The 20187-nt window shown below is 39.7% G+C and carries 22 protein-coding genes; 16 read left to right on the plus strand and 6 right to left on the minus strand.

Annotation, left to right across the window (positions count from 1 at the left end; genetic code table 11):
• Positions 1–67 precede the first annotated feature (67 nt).
• The 3 genes from HCJ30_RS08810 to HCJ30_RS08820 all read left to right on the plus strand — a co-directional run bounded on the left by HCJ30_RS08810 (position 68) and on the right by HCJ30_RS08820 (position 1889).
• A complete protein-coding gene (locus tag HCJ30_RS08810) occupies positions 68–820 on the plus strand; it encodes a MurR/RpiR family transcriptional regulator (protein WP_185391853.1) in 753 nt (250 codons plus the stop codon).
• An 83-nt stretch (positions 821–903) separates the two neighbouring features.
• Positions 904–1263, plus strand: coding sequence for an RpiR family transcriptional regulator (locus tag HCJ30_RS08815; RefSeq protein WP_185391854.1), 360 nt, complete (start codon positions 904–906; stop codon positions 1261–1263).
• A 14-nt stretch (positions 1264–1277) separates the two neighbouring features.
• Positions 1278–1889, plus strand: coding sequence for an HAD family hydrolase (locus HCJ30_RS08820; RefSeq protein ID WP_185391855.1), 612 nt, complete (start codon positions 1278–1280; stop codon positions 1887–1889).
• A 43-nt stretch (positions 1890–1932) separates the two neighbouring features.
• On the opposite strand, the gene HCJ30_RS08825 is transcribed toward HCJ30_RS08820, so the two are convergent.
• The 3 genes from HCJ30_RS08825 to HCJ30_RS08835 all read right to left on the minus strand — a co-directional run bounded on the left by HCJ30_RS08825 (position 1933) and on the right by HCJ30_RS08835 (position 3769).
• Positions 1933–2337, minus strand: a complete 405-nt coding sequence (locus HCJ30_RS08825) for a cupin domain-containing protein (protein ID WP_185391856.1) — start codon at positions 2335–2337, stop codon at positions 1933–1935.
• A gap of 21 nt (positions 2338–2358) precedes the next feature.
• A complete protein-coding gene (locus HCJ30_RS08830) occupies positions 2359–2739 on the minus strand; it encodes a MerR family transcriptional regulator (protein ID WP_185391967.1) in 381 nt (126 codons plus the stop codon).
• A 142-nt stretch (positions 2740–2881) separates the two neighbouring features.
• Positions 2882–3769 carry a PucR family transcriptional regulator gene (locus tag HCJ30_RS08835; protein ID WP_185391857.1) on the minus strand — a complete coding sequence of 296 codons (888 nt, stop codon included), beginning with the start codon at positions 3767–3769 and terminating at the stop codon, positions 2882–2884.
• A 169-nt stretch (positions 3770–3938) separates the two neighbouring features.
• Between HCJ30_RS08835 and HCJ30_RS08840 the strand changes: the two genes are divergently transcribed.
• Genes HCJ30_RS08840 through HCJ30_RS08850 form a run of 3 tightly spaced genes read left to right on the plus strand, consistent with a single transcriptional unit; the run spans position 3939 to position 6238 of the window.
• Entirely contained in the window at positions 3939–4388 is a 450-nt protein-coding gene (locus tag HCJ30_RS08840; RefSeq protein WP_185391858.1) for a MarR family winged helix-turn-helix transcriptional regulator, read from the plus strand.
• On the plus strand, positions 4385–5737 hold the full coding sequence (locus HCJ30_RS08845; protein WP_003728607.1) for an MATE family efflux transporter: 1353 nt from the start codon (positions 4385–4387) through the stop codon (positions 5735–5737). Before HCJ30_RS08840 ends, HCJ30_RS08845 begins: the two co-directional genes overlap by 4 nt.
• A 57-nt stretch (positions 5738–5794) precedes the next feature.
• Positions 5795–6238: a VOC family protein gene (locus HCJ30_RS08850; RefSeq protein ID WP_070243997.1), complete on the plus strand. Its 444-nt coding sequence runs from the start codon at positions 5795–5797 to the stop codon at positions 6236–6238.
• A gap of 20 nt (positions 6239–6258) precedes the next feature.
• Here HCJ30_RS08850 and HCJ30_RS08855 read toward each other — a convergent pair whose 3' ends face one another.
• Both HCJ30_RS08855 and HCJ30_RS08860 read right to left on the minus strand, forming a co-directional pair.
• The gene (locus tag HCJ30_RS08855; RefSeq protein ID WP_185391859.1) at positions 6259–6720 is read right to left on the minus strand and encodes a GNAT family N-acetyltransferase; all 462 of its coding nucleotides are present in this window, start codon (positions 6718–6720) and stop codon (positions 6259–6261) included.
• A 53-nt stretch (positions 6721–6773) separates the two neighbouring features.
• A complete protein-coding gene (locus HCJ30_RS08860; protein WP_185391860.1) occupies positions 6774–7508 on the minus strand; it encodes a MerR family transcriptional regulator in 735 nt (244 codons plus the stop codon).
• A gap of 79 nt (positions 7509–7587) precedes the next feature.
• Between HCJ30_RS08860 and HCJ30_RS08865 the strand changes: the two genes are divergently transcribed.
• The 5 genes from HCJ30_RS08865 to HCJ30_RS08885 all read left to right on the plus strand — a co-directional run bounded on the left by HCJ30_RS08865 (position 7588) and on the right by HCJ30_RS08885 (position 11536).
• Entirely contained in the window at positions 7588–8307 is a 720-nt protein-coding gene (locus HCJ30_RS08865) for a glucosamine-6-phosphate deaminase (RefSeq protein ID WP_185391861.1), read from the plus strand.
• Between the two features lie 132 nt (positions 8308–8439).
• Complete coding sequence (locus HCJ30_RS08870) at positions 8440–8691, plus strand: hypothetical protein (protein ID WP_185391862.1); 252 nt, start codon at positions 8440–8442, stop codon at positions 8689–8691.
• Positions 8692–8694: 3 nt separating this feature from the next.
• A complete protein-coding gene (locus HCJ30_RS08875) occupies positions 8695–9066 on the plus strand; it encodes a hypothetical protein (RefSeq protein WP_235003427.1) in 372 nt (123 codons plus the stop codon).
• Entirely contained in the window at positions 9057–10700 is a 1644-nt protein-coding gene (locus HCJ30_RS08880; protein WP_260444427.1) for a T7SS effector LXG polymorphic toxin, read from the plus strand. Before HCJ30_RS08875 ends, HCJ30_RS08880 begins: the two co-directional genes overlap by 10 nt.
• Positions 10697–11536 carry a hypothetical protein gene (locus tag HCJ30_RS08885; protein WP_185391863.1) on the plus strand — a complete coding sequence of 280 codons (840 nt, stop codon included), beginning with the start codon at positions 10697–10699 and terminating at the stop codon, positions 11534–11536. The genes HCJ30_RS08880 and HCJ30_RS08885 overlap by 4 nt, the downstream gene beginning before the upstream one ends.
• A gap of 45 nt (positions 11537–11581) precedes the next feature.
• On the opposite strand, the gene mbcS is transcribed toward HCJ30_RS08885, so the two are convergent.
• Positions 11582–13159, minus strand: coding sequence for an acyl-CoA synthetase MbcS (gene mbcS, locus HCJ30_RS08890; protein WP_185391864.1), 1578 nt, complete (start codon positions 13157–13159; stop codon positions 11582–11584).
• Between the two features lie 194 nt (positions 13160–13353).
• Between mbcS and tadA the strand changes: the two genes are divergently transcribed.
• The 5 genes from tadA to cydC all read left to right on the plus strand — a co-directional run bounded on the left by tadA (position 13354) and on the right by cydC (position 20075).
• The gene (gene tadA, locus HCJ30_RS08895) at positions 13354–13824 is read left to right on the plus strand and encodes a tRNA adenosine(34) deaminase TadA (RefSeq protein ID WP_008948948.1); all 471 of its coding nucleotides are present in this window, start codon (positions 13354–13356) and stop codon (positions 13822–13824) included.
• A gap of 381 nt (positions 13825–14205) precedes the next feature.
• Positions 14206–15612, plus strand: a complete 1407-nt coding sequence (locus HCJ30_RS08900; protein WP_185391865.1) for a cytochrome ubiquinol oxidase subunit I — start codon at positions 14206–14208, stop codon at positions 15610–15612.
• Positions 15599–16612, plus strand: a complete 1014-nt coding sequence (gene cydB, locus HCJ30_RS08905; RefSeq protein ID WP_185391866.1) for a cytochrome d ubiquinol oxidase subunit II — start codon at positions 15599–15601, stop codon at positions 16610–16612. The genes HCJ30_RS08900 and cydB overlap by 14 nt, the downstream gene beginning before the upstream one ends.
• Complete coding sequence (gene cydD / locus HCJ30_RS08910) at positions 16612–18336, plus strand: thiol reductant ABC exporter subunit CydD (RefSeq protein WP_185391867.1); 1725 nt, start codon at positions 16612–16614, stop codon at positions 18334–18336. The genes cydB and cydD overlap by 1 nt, the downstream gene beginning before the upstream one ends.
• The gene (cydC, locus tag HCJ30_RS08915; RefSeq protein WP_185391868.1) at positions 18336–20075 is read left to right on the plus strand and encodes a thiol reductant ABC exporter subunit CydC; all 1740 of its coding nucleotides are present in this window, start codon (positions 18336–18338) and stop codon (positions 20073–20075) included. The genes cydD and cydC overlap by 1 nt, the downstream gene beginning before the upstream one ends.
• Positions 20076–20187 lie beyond the last annotated feature (112 nt).

The following is a 20187-nucleotide window of genomic DNA, read 5'->3' on the forward strand; positions in this document are numbered from 1 at the left end:
GTGTTGTTCATTCGCTTTTATTTCATGTATACTAAAATTAATTCGGATAGCCATGGAGGTATTTATTATGTCAGCTACTTCACTTTATCGCTTGTTTGCACCTCAAATTGAATTTTTAAGTCCTGCTGAAAAGCAAGTTTTCTTCTATATTGACAACCATATTTCTGCGATTGAAAAAATGTCGCTCACATCTCTAGCGGAGTCGACCAATGTTAGCACTACAACCGTTATTAGAATGTGTCATAAATTAAAACTTTCCGGTTTTTCTGAGCTTAAATTTTTACTTCACTCAGACAAAACAGAAACAAAACCCCTTTCCAAAGACTATTCGTCCACATTTTTAGAAACCATTCGATTAGGAATTGAGCAACTTCCGAAGAAAGAAATTGAACAAGTAGCTACGAGAATTGCCTATGCTCCTAAAATCTATATTGCCTGCCTAGGTATGACAAAAACATTAGGTGAATATTTTTCAAAGAGCCTGGTTACATCTAAGAAGAATGTTGTTTTTACGTATGATTCCTTTATTATTGATGTTTTGCCGCAAATTGTGGAAAGAGATGACTTGATTATTATTATTTCTGAAAGCGGTGGCACGGAAAATACGCTTTCGCTCGCCGAACATTTAAAATATAATTTGTCGAATGTTATTGCTATCGTAAATAATCCTAATGCGCAGATTTCCCAATATGTGGAGACGATTATTTATGCTTCTAGCGAGGTGTTTAATGAAGATTTATTTAAGCATCATCATGCCCCACTTTTAATTGTGATTGACTTGATTCTAAATGTTTTTGAACAGCAAAAAAAACTTATTTAAAAATATTTTTATGAAATTGCTTGACATGAAACCCATTTCATCATTTAAAACTAATATATAAGGTGATGAAGGAGGCGAATGATATGAAATTAGATGGAGTATGTAAGGTTAATTCAGCCCTTGGAATGGAATATCAATTCGGAGAGTTTTATATCGATAGAGATTACCTTGTTTTTGACCAAAACTTTAGCTTGGGTATGAAAAAACGACAAACATTTCCCATTGCTAAATTAGAAAAAATGGTGTTAGTCCGGGAAAAAGAGGAAATGCTGTTAACATTTAGCTGCGATAATATCGAATTTGAACTAAACGGAAATTCTCATGCCAATTTGCGCGAATTTCGGGATTTACTTCAAAATAAAGGCACAAATGCTGCGGATATTCAAAAAGCAGAAAAAGCGAGATATACAACCCACCACTATCACAACTTCGCTAAATCTTGAAGGAGGAATTCATAGTGTATAAAGCAATAATTTTTGACGTAGATGGAACTATTCTGGACACGGAAAGAGCTGTTTTACATTCTCTTCAAGCGGTTTTGGCTGAGGAAGGATTAAATTATGAGCTAGATGAATTGCGATTCGTGCTTGGAATTACCGGAGCGGCTGCGGTTGAACAGTTAAACATTTTAGACGAAGAAAAAGTATTAGATAAATGGATTGAACGCGAGGCGACATTTATTGAAGAAGTAGAGATTTTTGATGGGATTCATGAGGTTTTGCATGCGATTCCAGAAAGCGGCGTTGTTACTTCTAAAAATGCGTTAGAAATGGAAAAAGGGTTTTATCCGTTTGATATTCACGGCCATTTTCAAGCAATTGTTTGCGCGAGTGATACGGAAAACCATAAACCTCACCCGGATCCACTGCTGAAAGGTTTAGAGATTCTTGGAAGAGAGCCACATGAAGTGCTTTATATCGGGGATTCTTCTTATGATATGCAATGTGCTCATGCCGCCGGAGCTCATTTTGGCTTAGCGCTTTGGGGTGCAAAAACGACAGATGGTTTTGAAAAGGCAGAACTTGTTTTCGAAAAACCAGCAGATATTTTGGCTTATGTAAGTAAATAATAAAAACCCGCTAACCTTGGATGAAGGTGCGCGGGTTTTTTCGTTATAAATTGTTATAGTGTTCGTTGGAAACTGGTTCGAGCCAAGTCGTTCCACCTAATTCAACATTTGTGGAAATGGCTAAATGAACAAACCAGCTATCTTTTGTAGCGCCGTGCCAATGTTTTACGTCTTTAGGAATAGTCACGACATCGCCCTCTTTTAGTAGCTGGGCTGGTTTTCCTTCTTCTTGGTAGTAGCCGGTTCCGCCGGTGACAAGCAGGATTTGCCCGCCATCATGTTTATGCCAATTATTTCGAGCTCCCGGTTCAAAAGTAACATTTCCAATCGGACAATTATAAATAGTGTCTTCTGGAACAAGCATTTTTAAATAAGCATTTCCAATAAAGTAGTCATTTGTAATCAGCTCACCTTTATCAAAAATAACGCTATTTTCTAGTGTGGCCATTTTCAATTACTCCTTTCGATATTAAAAATCTTTTAGTTTCTTTTGTGCTGGAATGAGATGGGTATCGTAATTATCGATTTTGAAGTCGAGACGATCAAGTGCATCTTGCATGACATCAATACGATTTTTCAGGTCAATGCGTTGTTCTTTAAGTAATTCGGCGCGGGCTTCTAAAGTATGCTCGCCTTCCCGGAAAAGTGCTAAGTAATCAATCAAGGCTTCAATGGATAAACCAGCGCGGCGCATTTGGCGGCTAAACTGAATCCAGCGTAAATCTTCTGCGCCGAATTTGCGGACGCCATTTTCATTACGATGGACGGGTGGAATTAAGCCAATTCGTTCATAATAGCGAATTGTATCAGCAGAAACTCCACTTTTCTCGCTGGCCTCTTTTATGCTCATTGTCAGTTCTTCAGAAGCATCTACAGCAAAAAGAACTGTTTGGTTTTTAGACATAGCCATTCTCCTTTACTTATTTGATATATTCATTGTATTCCTTGGAGTTAACTTTAAGTCAAGCGAAAACACCAACCATGCTCGAATTCTATTGATGATTGGTGTTTTTTGTATGAGATTGTAGCGTTGCAAGATAAGCTAACAAGAGCCCGTCCATTTTGCGGAGGGAGAGGTTTGTTTGCTCGTGAAATTTATCGAGACGATATTGGATTGTATTTCGGTGCATAAAAAGTTCTTTCGCAGTGAGACTGATGTTGCCTTGGTTTTTAAATAACGTATGAATCAGCGGGATCCATGTGTCATCTTGATGGAAAAGACTATTGAGCTCATTGGTAATTAAACTTTCTTTCATTCGACGCGCAATTACTTTTAAACTTTCAGAAGCGACCGTTTGCACAACTTCGCGATTGTTAAAATTGAAAATGGTTCGTTCCTCTGCGAATAAACCGCGTAATTGCATATTTAGCGGGTGGAAAAGCCCCATAAAAAAGGTAGATTGAATATAAAAATCACTTTCAAGCGTGCTAGCAACGGCAACCAGTTCTTCTTCTCCAAGCAGCGAGCCAGTAGATTTTTCAATAATGACACCATAATTAGCCGAAAACATAATAAGTTCGGCATCAGGATTAAAGAAACTTAGTAATGCTTTTTGCCATTCTTGCAGCATGCTTTTAGTCGTTGCCGTTTTAATATGAAATTGGGTGATGCGATAAGTATCTTTTTCATTCGTAATCGCCATTTCTTCCTTACCAAATAACAAGTCGAACCAAAATTGAGTTGATTCTTTGGTAAAAGTTGGTAATGGTTCTGGAAATAAAGTATGTAATAATGTAGCTTCTTGTTCGGAAAGATCATTTTTAGGAATAGTAAAATAATGCGGTTCTTCAAAAAAAGAAACCGTATCCGGACTTGCTTTTATTGGATTTTTTGAAACGACTATATTGGGATATCTATTTTTTAATATTTTAATATGCACAGTGGATAGCACCCCTTCTCTATTCTTTATTTTTACAAAAGAAAGATAGGAAGTCAAATTATTGCCCGGGAAATAAAAAGGTTGCGCAGTCAACTAAATTGTTGCTATAATATAATGGTTGACGCCGCAACTAATTATGTGGCGGATTTTTTTATGAGGAGTCGGATAAATGGCAGAGAGACAGGAAAGTTTAGCGAAAGCCATCGCAATTATTCATCGTTCGGAAAGTACGTTTAAAAATAAAAAATTACTAGAAACTGGTCTTAATATAGGTCAATTACGTTATTTATGGACGCTTTATAAAGAAGATGGTATTTCCCAAGAATCGATGGCGAAACGGTTTATGGTTGATAAGGCGAGCGTGACGCGGCATATTAAGCGTCTGGAGGAACTCGAGATGATTCGCCGCGAAATCGATACGAAAGATAGACGTATTCAGCGGATTTTTGTGACAGAAACTGGTTTTAAGATGCGTGAATTAATTGAAGAAGTGACGGAAGAATGGTCCGCGCTTTTGACAGCCGGTTTTAGCGAAAAAGAAAAAGACGATTTAATGCATTTGATAGGACGGTTGTCTGATAATGCGATTATAGCAGTTGAAGGAGGAGAAACTGAATGAAAGAACAGAGTAAACGATTAGGTGAAGATAGCATTCCATCACTTATGGCGCGATTGTCGATTCCGGCATTTATCGGTATGTTTGTTATGGGGATGTATAATATTGTTGATACGATTTTCGTGTCGTATGGCGTTGGGCCATCAGGGGTTGCGGCACTTTCGATTGCCTTCCCGGTCCAAATGATACTAATGGCGATGGCCGCGATGTTTGGGATTGGGGGCGCGTCGATTATTTCCCGCTCGCTCGGTGCTGGCGAACAAAAACATGCCGATAAAGTTTTCCACCAAGTTATTTGGTTAGTACTTATTTCAAGTATTTTTATCGCGATTGTTACCTTTATTTTCTTAGATCCGCTTATTACACTTTTCGGGGCGCCGGCGGATATTCATGATATTGCCAGTGATTTCTTATCGCTTATTTTACTCGGCGCTGTGTTCCAAACCTTTGCGATGGCGATGAATAATATCGTTCGCTCGGAAGGTAATGCAAAAACAGCGATGTTAACTATGATTATTTCTGCCATTTTAAATATGATTTTAAATCCGATTTTCATTATGGGATTTGGTATGGGTGTCCGCGGTTCTGCGCTTGCGACCGTTATTGCACAAGCAGTTGGCGCGATTTGGCTCTTGATTTACTTTTTATCAGGCAAAAGTACTTTATCTTTAAAAGGATTCTCATTCCGAATGGATTTCCCGCTGATTCGCCGGATTATGGCAATCGGGTTCCCGTCATTCATTATGATGTCCGCCGGGAGTATCGTAACGGTTGCGGTAAACTGGATGCTTAATATTTACGGCGGAACGATGGCGATTGCAGTGTACGGGATTGCGAACCGAATTGCGTCGTTCGTCATCATGCCAATCAACGGTGTCACACAAGGAATGCAGCCAATCGTAGGCTTTAACTACGGTTCCAGACAATTCGAGCGTGTTATGAAAGCTGTCAAAGTGTCGATGATTGCTGCGACCGTGATGTCACTAATTGCTTGGGGATTAGTAGAAATTTTCCCAGGAATGCTCGTACGGATTTTCTCGAACGACCCAGAACTGATTGCCCAAGGAACAAATGCTGTGCGATTCATGCTACTAGCTGCTCCAACAATTGGCTTCCAAATTGTCTGCGGAGGACTATATCAAGCACTTGGTCGAGCAAGAATTTCATTTATCATCTCCCTAATGCGCCAAATCATCTGTTTAGTACCACTTTTACTGATTTTGCCGCAGTTCTTCGGTTTAGACGGTATTTGGTACGCGTTCCCGCTAGCAGATTTAGGCGCGTTCACCGTTTGTCTTGTGATTATGAGCAAAACATGGCGCCGAATTTTTAAAAACCCCGAGATAGTTTAAGCTAAAACGAATTGGGTATTTTCTAACTAGTGTCTCAAAAACAAAGGAGCGATTTGTATGGCAAAAATGTACCCGTATTTGGCTTTTGAAAATGCAAAAGAGGCTTTAGGATATTATGAAGAAGTGTTCGGAGCAACGAATATCACGAGGTTGCCAGTAACCGAAGAACAAAGCGAAATGTTCGGTCTGGCAAAAGAAAATCTCGAAAACACCACAGTTCATGGCGGATTTACAGTGCTTGGCGCGAACTTGTTTTGTTCCGACTCATTCGGAAAAGAAGTGAAGCCATCCAACCAAATCTCTATTATGCTCGATTCTAACAGCGAAGATCCCGCGGCAGTAGCTGATGCCGATGCTTTCTTTGAAAAAGTGAGCTCGTCGGGAAGAGTCAACGTAACGCTGCCTTTCGAAGAGCAATTCTGGGGCGGTAAAATGGGCCAATTCGTCGATGAATACGGCATTTCTTGGATGATTCATACGCAACCTTATTCTAAATTATAACAAGCAAGTGGACCAAGATTTTAACTATCTTGGTCCACTTTTTTAGTTGGATTTAATTTTGTCATTAAGTAATGTTCACCAATACCGGGAATAACGAACGATTTTCCGATTTTACGATAGCCATGTTTTTCATAAAAGCCAACAGCGACAATACGCGCATTACACCAAATAAGGTCAGCATCGCGTTTCCAAATTTCCGCTTCCCCATCCGCGAGTAGCGCCGTACCTAAACCCTTCAACCGCATCCGCCGTTCAGTCGCCACCCCGCGAATACGGTACTGCGTAGGATTCGGAATAATCGCCGAATTTTCCGGATAAAAACTCGCAATCCCGAGCAAAACATCATTTTCAAAAGCGCCTAGATGAAACGTATCCTCCAAATCATCATGCAGATAAATCGCATTACTTTCAGGTTGTTCTGGGCGAAGAACCCGGTGTCTAATATCTTGCGTATCTTTTGCCTTGATTTGCTTGATTTCCACGGCACTCACCTCCACATTATTTCTTTCTATTATAACCAATCTTACTAAAATATCTATTCAAAAGTTAATTTTGTTTCATAGGAATAACCGCGAACCAGCTCTTGATCAATCCAAGCAACCGTTTCTTGTAAAAGGTAATCTGCATTTTCAGCCGGCATTTGCCAATTTTGCGGAGTGATAAATGCCTGCCGCTCACTTGATGCTAAATAACGTTCACCGGGTGCGCCAATCGAATGGTCCAACTCAACAAAAAGATAAGCCTGTCCGTCCAAAAGAAAATAACCGGGAAACTGCAAATAACTTTTCGAAAGCCCCAGTCGGCTCAAGATTTTCTGAACTTCTTGATGAAAAGCCGGGTCGTTTAAAATATCCGCATGAACAGGAGTGAGAAGTGACTCTGTAAGCAAAAGCCGGGCAGATGTTAGCTGCTCTGTCTTTCCAGGTTCCTGTTTTAACAAACCTTGATAACGGTCAATAAGCCATTTTTTACGAGCAATACGAGCTTCTTCATCGATTAATTTTTGTTGGTATTTAATAAGTAAATCGGGCAAACTTTCCGATGTGTTTTTGTCGAGATATTGTTTGAGTTCTTGCAAGGAAAACCCCATATATTGCAATGCTTGAATAAGATTGAGTTGTTCTTCTTGAGCCGTTTTATAGTAGCGATATCCAGAAGTAGGATCGGTAAAAGCGGGGACCAAAAGCCCAATTTTGTCATAATAGCGCAGTCGTTGGATGGAGAGCTGGCTTTTCTTGGCCATTTCCCCGATGGAAAAAAGCGGTTCCACATGTATCACCCTTTCGTCTTGACTCTATAGTTACTATACACTTTATCATAAAGGTAATTCAAAGCGAGAGGTGAAAAAAATGAAAATTATTGTGGAAAAAGACTACGAAAATATGAGTAAAACAACGATGCAACTGCTTTTAGGGAAAATGTATCAAGATAAGTCCGTACATTTGGCAATCACAGCGGGTTCGACACCGAAGCGAATGTACGAACTATTAGTGGAAGAAATGAAAGAAAAAGCGCCACTGACAAATGTGAACTATTATAATTTTGACGAAATCCCAATTGGCGACGAAAAATACGGCGTAACGATTGCCAATTTAAAAGCGATGTATTTTGATCCAGCGGGAATTCCAGAAGAGCAAATTCATATGCTAGACACAAAAAACTATACAGAACACGAAGCCCATTTGAAAGAAGTTGGCGGCTTGGACGCGATTTTAATTGGGATTGGCGAAGATGGTCATTTTTGCGGAAATCTCCCCGGTGTAACCAAATTCGGCGATGAAACCCGACTTGTTTCCGTTCAATCACGCCCAGACATGTTCGACATTTTGCTCGGAGAAGTTGGCGGCGATGCAGAAAAAGTCCCAGAATATTACGTAACAATGGGACCAAAAAGCGTCATGCACGCAAAAGAAGTCATCCTATTTGCAAACGGCAAGAAAAAAGCAGCGATTATCAAAAAAGCGCTGCAAGGCCCAGTGACAGAAGACATCCCAAGCTCGATTTTCCAGTTACACCCTAATTTTACGGTCGTGCTAGATGAGGAAGCGGCGAGTGAATTAAATCGTTAAAAATAGGCCAGCACTGTTGCTGGCTTTTTTTGTGGGACGGGAGCGGGAAATGTTTGTGATTTAAAGTGCAAAGTTGCTAGTTTTTGTGATAAAATGGCTTCATATAAATAGAATAAGAGAGGGATAATGATAATGGTGAAAGTAGCTTCAAGTACAAGCGCGGCAAAGGCAGCTGTATCTGGTGTAATATCAGTTTCTGTTAATAGAGGTGAACAAGTTTCTCTAGAGAAAAGTAATATCTCCAGTATGGAATCTGGGGAAAAAATCAACAATCAATTATTAAAAGATTTGGTAGATTTAGTAGAATGTGTTCAATTCCAAAGTCGAAAGTTTCCAAAAATTGCTGAAATGATGGATTTGCAAGATAAGCAAATTAAATTTTAAGGGATGAAAAAGTTGAGAGAGAATACAAATGATAACGAGCGTGCAGCATACAATCAACGAATTATAGAAAAAGAGAATCAGTTGGATAAGATGAAAGAAAATCGAAAAGAAATAGAAAAATCACTTTATCAATTAGATGAAGATTTTCGAAGAGGATTTCATCAATTAAGAATGTTGAATGACGAAAATATAAGAGAAGAAGATAATAAGACATTTCAAGAAGCTCAAAGAAATGAAGAATCGGAAAGAGGCTTTCGACTAAAGGTACAAATTGCTCGAGAACAGTTTTCCTATGTTTTTCAAAAGGAAATCCATCGAATCGATGACGAACGAGAAGAATTATACAAACAAAGGAGTGAGATTCCTTGGGATTGATTTATTCAAGCAGTGATTCAGAAAAACTAATGCAAGCTCTTTCTAAAAATCTAGCTAGTAGTAAAGAAGTAATCAGCCAGTTAAAAGGCGGAAGTCAAAAAATCATTCGAGCTGTAGATGGGCGCACACTATCGGGAACGGCCTATACTGCTGGAAAAGGCTTGTTCACGGATATTATCTTGCCCTTGATTGCAAAGGTAACTTCAGCTTGTGACACTCTTGAACAGGAGCTACATAAATATAAGACAGCGGATTCGATTGTTTCAAGTGAGGGTTTCTTGAATGAAGATAATTTACAGGAACAAATCGAAACTAAGAAAGACCTACAAAAATCGATAGACCGTACTGCAATGCTTATGAATATAATGATGAAGACAAGCATAATTGCTACTTTATCAGATACAGCATCAGAGCATATAAGAGAATTAAATCAAATGTCAGACAGTCTGCAACAAGATATTTATGAGTTGCAAAGAAAGATAGAACGTCTGTATGAATTTGATGCGCAAACTAAAGGCCTTTTTAAGAATAGCTTAGATGAAATGAAACTGGCTATGCAAGGTGTGTTGGTTTTAAATAACACGACTGTGAATAGTGATGGGACATATCAATTACCTGCGGGCGTGGATAAAAGCTGGTTTACAGAACTGAAAAGTGAAGAACAGCAACAAGAGATGGAAGAGAATGAAAAGAAAATTGCTATTAAAGAGTTGAATGAATTATTTGAGAAGAATCCGGCAATGGCTATTGAAAAAATTAAAAATAATGATCGTTTATTTGGCTATGTAATAGGAGCTTTGGATAAGTTCCCAGAAGGTATTCAAAATGCGGCTTTAGGAATTTTTATTGCACAAGAGAGTTGGAATAAACTACCGAAAGACGTTGCTACAAAAGTTTTAAATAGTTCTAAATTTGCTTCGTATCTTAGTAATGCACCACTGCCAACACAAGCAATTGCGTATAAAGGACTAATAAAATTAAACGAAAAAGGCTGGAGTGTACTTGCACCAATTGGATATGCGACTAAAATCTTATCCAAAACTAGTGAAGGAGCTAAACTCATTGCAGGTTCTAAGGTAGGTTTGGATTTATTTAAAAAGTTAAAACCAGTTTCTGAATTTGTCAAAGCGCATCCAGTCGCGAAAGAAAGTATTGGTTATGCCGGAGATGGGTTAAGTGTAATTGCTTATGCTTATGATGAATTCACCAACCCAGAAAGCCCAGCATATGGAGATGAGAGTAAAGCGGTGTACGGGGGGATTAATTTATTTATGATTAATGTAGGGCCGCTTGAAGGCGTACAGTATGGTGGACCTGTAGGTGCAGTCGCAGGAACATTTAATACTCTTTGGCAGTTTGGGAAGTATAATTTAATTAATTATTTCCCCAAAATATCTCCAGGTGGAAAAGATAGTTTTGGATGGAATAAAGAAAAAGATAAGCGTACTTGGTTGGATAAGCAATATGAAAAGTATGGAAAGCATGAAACTATTCCAATTAATAAAGAATATCGAACAGGAGTTCAACCACAAGGTGGAAGTCCTAACTTTAATCCAAATGATAATAAAAACCAAGAAACAAATACAGGGATAGATGCTAATAAATCTCCCTATGAGAATTGGGGTATAAAATGAAATTAACAAAAATTCTGTTCAACAAAGATATTCAAGAAACTGTCCAAAAAATCAGCTTTAATCAAGCCAGCCAAGTAATTAACAAAAAAACGATAGAAAAAACAATGAACCAAAAAATGTTGCTTATGAGATACCTTGTCTTTGTAATTATCGTAGGCATTGAAATCCTATTAGCAAGCACATTCTCGGGTTGGGTTGTTAGCAGTCCGGTTTTTGCATTAATAGAATGGGCCGTTGTTTTAGTCACAATCATTTATTTTTTCAAGATAAATTTAAAAAGTTTCTCGGAAAACTATTTATCAAGATTTTATTCATGTTGTTCTATTATTTTTAGTATGGTATCGGTTATTTTTTCACTGGGATTATGGTTTGTATTCGGAGCATTTTCAGCGGGAATAAAAGAAGAATATATGGCGCAAATTGTTATACAAACTATTAGTGCAGTTGGTGGCGTTATACTGGTTAGCTTTGCAATCTACAAATATTTGCAATACCTCGAAATAAGCGAACTAGCAGACTTTGATTCAACAATTAAAATTCCTTTATGGGGAAAAATTATTGATAAGTCCTTAATTTATGGCATTGTGATTGTTATAGCAGGTGTGCAGATTTATCGAATGAATAAATTTTGGCTTTTAAATGACGACTCATGGATTTCTACAATGTTAGTTCCGCTGGGGCAAATATTGTTAATGGCTATTGTTGTATTTTTATTGGTAGCTATTCCCGTGCGATTTTTTTACCCAGATTTTGTCAAAAGTTACTTACTTCAAAAATATACAGAAGCGTTTCGTAAAGAACATGGTTTCACTGAAAAACAATGGTACAGCGAATAAATAAAAAAGAAGTCCTCAATCGAGGACTTCTTTTTTTCTACAACTTCAACCATGCACACTAGCAAACTCCGCATCACGCAACTCGACGCGACGGATTTTCCCAGAATCGGTTTTCGGTAATGCCTCAACAAACTCAATCCGGCGTGGGTATTTATATGGAGCCGTTTGTTCTTTCGTAAATGTTTGTAATTCATGCACAAGCTCATCGGTGCCCTCATAGCCATCTTTTACAACGATAAAAGCTTTTACGACGGTTCCGCGGATTTCGTCAGGGCTTGCGACAACAGCGACTTCTTTTACGGCTGGGTGATGTGTAAGCGCGTCCTCTACTTCAAACGGTCCAATGGTATACCCGGAGCTAATAATAATATCGTCATTCCGGCCTTGGAACCAGTAATAATTATCTTCATCGCGAATCGCACGGTCACCAGACACAAAATAATCACCACGAATCGCTTTTTGCAAGCGTTCGGGTTCCTTATAGTACTCTTTAAAAAGTGCCGGGAAGTCTCTACGCATCGCGATATCGCCAATCTCACCAACGCCGACTGGATTACCGTCCGCATCAATAATCGCCATGTATTCAGGCATAATCGGTTTGCCCATCGAACCAGGGCGAATCGGCGTATCGACAAGCGTCCCAATCAAAAGCGTGCTCTCCGTTTGGCCGTAACCGTCACGAACTTTAACGTCAAAATTATCTTGGAAAACTTGAATTACTTCGCGGTTTAAAGGTTCGCCCGCTGATACGGCACTACGAAGCGCACTTAAATCGTGTTCGCGCAAATTGTTCACTTTTGCCATTAAACGATATTCTGTTGGCGTACAACATAGCACGTTGATTTTTTCTTCTTCCAGTAAATGAAGTTGTTTTTCAGGAATAAAGCGACCGTTGTAAATGAAGCCAGTCGCGCCTTTTCCAAGTACAGAAAGGAACGGCGACCAAACCCATTTTTGCCAACCAGGACCAGCTGTGGCCCAAACGATATCGTCTTCGTGAATATCTAGCCAATGATCGGCCGCAATACGAATATGCGCGTAACCCCAACCGTGGATATGTACAACACCTTTAGGATTACCCGTTGTTCCACTCGTGAATGCAAGCAGACAAGCGTCATCGCGAGAAGTTTCTACGCGTTCAAACTCGGTCGAAGCAGCGTCCATTAATGTTTCATAATGATCCCAGCCCGATAATTTATCGCCAACAATGATTTTTTTCGAAACAGAAGGGATGCTTTCAATTTTATCAAATTCGGCAGTCATTCCATTGTAAGAAACGATTGCTTTTACGTTTGCGTGGTGGATACGGTATTCTAAGTCGTGCGCTTTCAGTAGCTCGGATGCCGGGATAATAATGGCACCAGCTTTCCATAAGCCCATATAAATAGCGTAAGTTTCTAGTAGTCTAGGTGTCATCACAATAACATGGTCGCCTTTTTTAATGCCGGCATCTTTTACAACATTGGCAAATTTGTTCGCTTGTTCCAGCAAGTGGCGGTAGCTCCATGTTTTTGTTTCATTAAGTTCGTTTTTCCAAATTAAAGCGGTTTTTTCAGAACTAAATTTAGCAATCTCGTCAGTAATATTATAAAGTTCTGGAGCGATTAAGTTTTCTGAATTCATAATGACTCTCCTTTATAAGTAGATTGTATATTTTGATAATTTTGTTTTAGTACCTAGTATTAATATATGGTAATATAAATGCTCCGTGAAAGCAACTAAAGTGTTCCTGTGAAAATTTGAGCAGATTGTTCTTACATCTAATCCAAGCTATGCTAAAATAGCTATAAGTGACTTTTTAGAAATGAGGTGCATAGATGGAACGAGCTTTCTTTATGCAACAAGCGCTTGAAGAAGCCGAGAAAGCACGAGAAATTGGGGAAGTTCCAATTGGTGCAGTCGTTGTTTTAGATGGAGAAATTATTGGCCGGGCGCACAATTTGCGTGAAACGAGCCAAAATGCGGTAACCCATGCGGAATTACTTGCCATTCAAGACGCGTGTAAACATCAGAATTCATGGCGACTTAGCGGTGCAGAACTGTACGTCACGCTAGAACCATGCCCGATGTGTAGCGGCGCCATTTTACTTTCGCGGATTGAAAAGGTTTACTACGGGGCAAAGGATCCAAAAGCCGGCACAGCGGGATCATTAATGAATTTGCTGCAAGATGACCGATTCAACCATACGTGTGAAGTAGAAGCTGGATTAATGGAAGCCGAAAGCAGCGAAATGTTAAAAAGTTTTTTCCAAGAACTGCGAAAACGGAATAAATTAAATAGGTCTTAATGCTCATTATGCGAAATGATACTTTTATGAAAGTTATTGTGAAATAAAAAGCAATAAGCCTTACCAACATTTACAGCCAGATAATAATTGCAAAATTTATCACAATCTAGCAAAAACAAAATAACATCGAAAGTACTAAATAAATTTGTCGCAAAATAGGATAAAATATACTCCAGATAGAACTCATTATAAAGTAAAAACCTTTCTTAACTAGTTCCTAAATCTTTGAAAAATAACGATTACATATTAGTATATTATGCTTTGTGAATTACAGAGCAACTGGAGACGTCACTTTGGGCGGTTTTTCACAAGATTTTTAAGAAAGAAGCACAAATCAAGGAACGAAACAGTAATTTTCAGCTTAAAAAGGAGGAGAAAAGGGTGGATAAACTATTTTTAGCCCGTTTTCAATTCGCATCAACAACGATTTTCCATTTCTTATTTGTACCACTTTCAATTGGACTTGTATTTATGGTTGCTCTTATGGAAACGTTGTATGTCGTGAAGGGGAAAGAAATTTACAAAAAAATGTCGAAGTTTTGGGGACACATTTTTCTTATTAACTTCGCTGTCGGTGTCGTAACCGGTATTATTCAAGAATTCCAGTTTGGGATGAACTGGTCGGATTACTCAAGATTTGTTGGGGATGTATTCGGTGCACCACTTGCAATCGAAGCGTTACTTGCATTCTTTATGGAATCTACGTTTATCGGACTTTGGATTTTTGGTTGGGACAAACTTAGCAAAAAGCTTCATTTAGCTTGTATTTGGCTAGTTTCAATCGGGACAATTATGTCTAGTTTCTGGATTTTAGCAGCGAACTCATTTATGCAACATCCGGTTGGTTTTGAATTTAAAAATGGCCGCGCTGAAATGAATGATTTCTTGCAACTTATTACTAATGGACAACTACTTGTGGAATTCCCGCACGTTATATTCGGGGCATTTGCTACTGGGGCCTTTTTCATTGCCGGTGTCAGTGCGTATAAGATGCTCAAAAAACAAGATGTCGCCTTCTTTAAACGATCATTCCAAATTGCAATGGTCATGGCGGTAATCGGTGGTTTTGGTGTGGCTTTCAGTGGTCACTCGCAAGCGCAATACTTGGTTAAAACACAACCAATGAAAATGGCAGCAACGGAAGGGATATGGGAAGATACAGCCGATCCAGCTCCGTGGACGATGATTGCCAAAATTAACCCAGAAGAGAAGAAAAACGAATGGGAAGTCAATGTCCCATACGCGCTAAGTTTCTTATCTTACGGTACGTTAACTGGTAGCGTAGAAGGTATGAACACGCTGCAAAAACAATATGAAGAAAAATATGGTGAAGGTGACTACATTCCACCAGTTAAAACAGCATTTTGGAGCTTCCGTATCATGGTTGGCGCTGGTATGTTAATGATTTTATTCGCGCTAATCGGTATCGTGCTTGCTTGGAAGAAAAAACTCGTTAATGCAAAATGGTATTTACGTTTGATGATTCCAATGATTGGCTTCCCGTTCCTAGCGAACTCAATGGGTTGGATTATGACAGAAATAGGGCGACAACCATGGGTAGTTTTCGGTTACATGAAAACCGCTGATGCTGTATCGCCAAACGTTTCAGCAGGACAAATTTTATTCTCGATAATTGCGTTCTCGACGATTTATACAATTTTAGCCATTCTGTTGGTTTACTTGTTTATACGTGAAATTAAAAAAGGACCAGACGGACACAAACCAGAAAAAGCAGAGATTTCCGTAGATCCGTTTGATAAGGGGGATGAAAGCTTTGTCACTAAATGAGTTATGGTTTTTATTAGTCGCCATCTTGTTCATTGGATTCTTCTTCCTTGAAGGTTTTGACTTTGGTGTTGGGATGTCTACACGTTTTATGGCTAGAAATGCACTGGAACGCCGCGTACTTGTTAATACGATTGGGCCGTTCTGGGATGCAAATGAAGTTTGGTTATTAACTGCTGGGGGCGCGATTTTTGCCGCTTTCCCTAACTGGTATGCAACGATGTTTAGTGGTTATTATATTCCACTAGTATTCTTATTACTTGCGCTAATTGGCCGTGGTGTTTCGTTTGAATTCCGTGGTCAAAAAGATTCGGCACTTTGGGTAAAAACGTGGGATTGGGTTATTTTCTTCGGTAGTATTTTACCGCCATTCCTATTTGGTGTATTATTCGCTAGTTTGATTCAAGGTATGCCAATTAATAGCGATATGGATATGTACGCTGGATTCTTTGATTACATTACCGTATTCTCCGTATGGGGTGGCGTGACGATTACGCTTATGTGCCTACTTCACGGATTACTATTTATTACTTTACGTACAGAAGAAGATATTCAAGATCGTGCTCGTCGCATGGCGAAACGTGTTTGGTTTATTACTGTGCCAGCTTTAGTCATCTTTGTTGTACTTGCTTACTTCAATACAGATATGTTCCAAGTTAGACCTGTACTTGTACCACTAATGATTGGAATTGTAGTCGTAATGTACGTGCTATCCGCTCTTTTCATCTGGAAAGATCGCGATATTTTGGCATTTACATTCGGCGGACTTGGAATTGTCTTCACGATTGCAACAATTTTCGTGTCACTATTCCCACGTGTAATGATCAGTTCTATCAACAGTGCGTTTGATTTAACGATAGAAAATGCAGCTTCCGGACAATATTCGCTTAGTGTGATGACGATAGTTGCCGTTACGCTATTGCCGTTTGTTCTTGGTTACCAAATTTGGAGCTACTATGTTTTCCGTAAGCGCGTTTCTAGTAAGGAGAAAATGACGTATTAATGGGAAAAGATTTAAGGAACTACAAAGGAATTAAAAAAATAATGGCGATTCTCGCAGTTTTCACGCTAGTTCAAGGTGCTGCGATTATCGTGATGGCGATAACTTTAGCTCGTGCAATCACGGATTTATTTCACGAGCAGCCATTTCAATCAGTCACAATACAAATAGGTCTCTTCGCGGGGGCCTATTTCTTGCGTCACTTTTTGAACGTATGGAAAAAACAAATCGTTTATCGCTATGCTGCGAAACTGGCGAAAACGATGCGGGAAGAGTTGCTGGATAGCCTGTTTGCGCTTGGACCACGTTTTGCTCGAGCAGAAGGAACTGGGAAAGTTGTAACGATGGTTATGGAAGGCGTGGCGGATTTCCGGAATTATCTGGAACTGTTTTTACCTAAAATGATGAACATGGCAATTATTCCTGCGATGATTTGGGTTTATATAGCATTTCAGGACTGGACGTCTGCTTTTATTTTAATGATTACTTTGCCGATTTTAATTGTATTTATGATTATTTTAGGATTAGCTGCGAAAAAACAAGCTGATTCGCAGTTTGAAACGTATCGCGTGCTGTCCAATCACTTTGTAGATTCGCTAAAAGGACTGGAAACACTGCGATATTTAGGGCTCAGTCATGACCATGAAGGAAAAATCGCTTCGGTTAGTTCGCGTTACCGCAAAGCGACAATGAAAACGTTGCGTGTGGCGTTTATGTCTTCGTTTGCGCTCGACTTCTTTACGATGCTTTCGATTGCGCTCGTTGCGTTATTCCTTGGTCTTGGTCTCATTGACGGCAATATGAACTTGCCGATTGCGCTAAGTGTCTTAATTCTTGCGCCAGAATACTTTTTACCAGTTCGTGAAGTTGGCTCGGATTACCATGCCACGCTTGACGGACAAGAAGCTGGCCGCGTCATTCAAGGGATTATTGACCAAGCCAAAGCAGATAAACCTGAAATGGCCGCGCTGCCGCTAACAACTTTTGCTGAAAATACCGAGTTTTCGTTTGAAAATGTCACTGTGAAACATGGCGCAGATGATGCCGATTCGCTTCATGAGGCCAGTTTTACGGTAAAAGGTTTTGAAAAAATTGGGATTATTGGCGCGACGGGTGCTGGGAAATCAACGCTGATTGATGTTTTGAGCGGCTTTCTGGCGCCAACTTCTGGAGATTTTCGTTGGAATGGGGAAAGTGGCGCGGCGCTTGCTTCGAATGATTGGCAAACCCAAGTGACTTACATTCCGCAACATCCGTATCTTTTCCATGATACAATCGCTGGAAATATTCGCTTTTATCATCCGGATGCTTCTGCGAAAGAAATGGAAAAAGCGGCTGAATCAGCTGGCTTAAACAAGCTTGTAGCTGGACTAGAAGATGGCTATGATACGCTTGTCGGGGAAGCTGGGCGGATGCTGAGTGGTGGACAAGAACAACGTGTCGCGCTTGCTCGAGCATTTTTGACAGATCGTCCGGTTGTTTTAATGGATGAACCGACAGCGCATTTAGATATTGAAACAGAATACGAATTGAAAAAACCAATGCTCGACTTATTTGAGAATCGACTTGTCTTTTTCGCAACACATCGCTTGCACTGGATGCTTGAAATGGACCGGATTATCGTTTTAGACCACGGGGCTGTGGTTGAAACTGGAACGCATGAAGAATTACTGGCGCGTAAAGGTTTCTATTACAATTTAGTCAAAGCCCAATTGGAGGAAGTATGATGCGGAAAAGTAGCTGGATTATCCCATATATTAAAGAAAACCGCGGCTTGTTTTTACTTGTCATCTTCCTTGGAACGCTTACTTTTGCTTCGGCGGGGGCGCTTATGTTCACGTCAGGACATTTGATTTCAAAGTCGTCCTTGATGCCGGAATCAATTATGGCTGTTTACATTTCGACCGTTGGAGTACGGGCTTTTGGGATTATGCGCTCGGTTTCGCGCTATGTAGAACGACTTTCGAGCCACTCCCTTGTCCTTAGGATTCTCGAAAAAATGCGTGTTCGCTTGTATCGTTTACTCGAACCACAAGCCTTACTACTAAAATCACGCTATAAAACTGGCGACATTCTTGGTTTGCTCGCTGGTGATATTGAACATTTGCAAAATTTCTATTTAACAACGATGCTACCGGCGATTGTGAGCCTTGTGCTTTATGCCGGAGTAGTTATCGCACTCGGAGCATTTTCTATTCCGTTTGCCGCACTCTTCGTGCTCTTAATCGGCTTGCTCGTACTTGTTTTACCATGGGTCTCGCTTTTATATGCTCGCGGGAAGAATGCTTATTTAAAACAAGGCCGAAATAGTCTCTATCAAAAATTCACCGATGCTGTTTTTGGAATTAGCGATTGGAAATTTAGCGGACGTGAAAAAACATTTATTTCAAACTACGAAAAAGACGAGGCGGACATGCTTCGAACAGAAAATAAACAGTTTCACTTTGTTAATTGGCGCGATTTCTTTAGCCAGTTAGTCGTTGGTTTTATGGTTATCGTGATGGTTTATTGGAGCACCGCAGAGTCACGTGATGGCGCGTTTTCGGGCACGATGATTGCGGCTTTTGTTTTGGCGATAATGGCGCTGGCAGAAGCATTTGTACCAGTTTCAAGTGCAATCAGTGACAAATCGCTGTACCAAGATTCACTAGCCCGCCTAGACAAAATAGAAGATCCAACAATGCCAACTTTTGAAGAAGAAACGAAGGAAATCGAGCGAATTAACACAGAAAATGTTGTTTTAAAAGCTGAAAACCTAACTTTCGCATATGATAAAAAGTCACCAGAAATCTTAAACGGTTTTGATTTCACGTTACAACAAGGCGAAAAAGTAGCGATTATCGGTCGAAGTGGTACCGGAAAATCGACTTTTCTTAAATTAGTTCAAGGCGCACTACTTCCAACAGCCGGAAAAGTAACAATGAACGGCGTTGAGGTAGAAAACTTGCGACCACAAATTCCTGAATTAACCTCGATGCTCAACCAAAAAGCGCACCTTTTCAGCACGACTGTCCTAAACAACATTCGGCTGGGAAATCAAGATGCGACGGACGAAGAAGTATACGAAGCCGCGAAAAAAGTGCAACTACACGATTTTATTATGAGCATGCCAGATGGCTACCATACACAAATGAGTGAGATGGGCGAACGTTTTTCAGGCGGAGAACGAGGCCGTATCGCGCTAGCTCGGATTTTGCTGCAAAATACACCGATTGTCATTTTAGATGAACCAACAGTTGGCCTAGACCCAATCACAGAACGCGACTTACTAGCGACAATTTTCGAAACGTTAGCCGATAAATCACTCATCTGGGTAACGCATCACTTAGTCGGAGCTGAAAAAATGGATCGCGTGTTATTTTTAGAAGAAGGAAAAACGCTAATGGAAGGTCCACATGCTGAACTAATGGCAGAAGAACCACGCTACAAGCGACTTTATCAACTGGATCGACCTATTGAATTATAACTTTTAAGGCTTGCTAAGTTCATTCTTAGCAAGCCATTTTTGTAGCGCAGTTTTAATAATTGTAACAAAACTGTAATTTAAAATTGACTTTCTCTTCATTTCTGATTATGAT

The sequence above is a fragment of the Listeria cossartiae subsp. cossartiae genome (assembly GCF_014224155.1).
GTDB lineage: Bacteria > Bacillota > Bacilli > Lactobacillales > Listeriaceae > Listeria > Listeria cossartiae.

Coding starts and splice junctions, on each gene's coding strand:
- HCJ30_RS08810 (WP_185391853.1), top strand. CDS start 68: ATGTCAGCTACTTCACTTTATCGCTTGTTTGCACCTCAAATTGAATTT.
- HCJ30_RS08815 (WP_185391854.1), top strand. CDS start 904: ATGAAATTAGATGGAGTATGTAAGGTTAATTCAGCCCTTGGAATGGAA.
- HCJ30_RS08825 (WP_185391856.1), bottom strand. CDS start 2,337: ATGGCCACACTAGAAAATAGCGTTATTTTTGATAAAGGTGAGCTGATT.
- HCJ30_RS08830 (WP_185391967.1), bottom strand. CDS start 2,739: ATGAGCATAAAAGAGGCCAGCGAGAAAAGTGGAGTTTCTGCTGATACA.
- HCJ30_RS08840 (WP_185391858.1), top strand. CDS start 3,939: ATGGCAGAGAGACAGGAAAGTTTAGCGAAAGCCATCGCAATTATTCAT.
- HCJ30_RS08845 (WP_003728607.1), top strand. CDS start 4,385: ATGAAAGAACAGAGTAAACGATTAGGTGAAGATAGCATTCCATCACTT.
- HCJ30_RS08850 (WP_070243997.1), top strand. CDS start 5,795: ATGGCAAAAATGTACCCGTATTTGGCTTTTGAAAATGCAAAAGAGGCT.
- HCJ30_RS08865 (WP_185391861.1), top strand. CDS start 7,588: ATGAAAATTATTGTGGAAAAAGACTACGAAAATATGAGTAAAACAACG.
- HCJ30_RS08870 (WP_185391862.1), top strand. CDS start 8,440: ATGGTGAAAGTAGCTTCAAGTACAAGCGCGGCAAAGGCAGCTGTATCT.
- HCJ30_RS08875 (WP_235003427.1), top strand. CDS start 8,695: ATGAAAAAGTTGAGAGAGAATACAAATGATAACGAGCGTGCAGCATAC.
- HCJ30_RS08885 (WP_185391863.1), top strand. CDS start 10,697: ATGAAATTAACAAAAATTCTGTTCAACAAAGATATTCAAGAAACTGTC.
- mbcS (WP_185391864.1), bottom strand. CDS start 13,159: ATGAATTCAGAAAACTTAATCGCTCCAGAACTTTATAATATTACTGAC.
- tadA (WP_008948948.1), top strand. CDS start 13,354: ATGGAACGAGCTTTCTTTATGCAACAAGCGCTTGAAGAAGCCGAGAAA.
- cydD (WP_185391867.1), top strand. CDS start 16,612: ATGGGAAAAGATTTAAGGAACTACAAAGGAATTAAAAAAATAATGGCG.
- cydC (WP_185391868.1), top strand. CDS start 18,336: ATGCGGAAAAGTAGCTGGATTATCCCATATATTAAAGAAAACCGCGGC.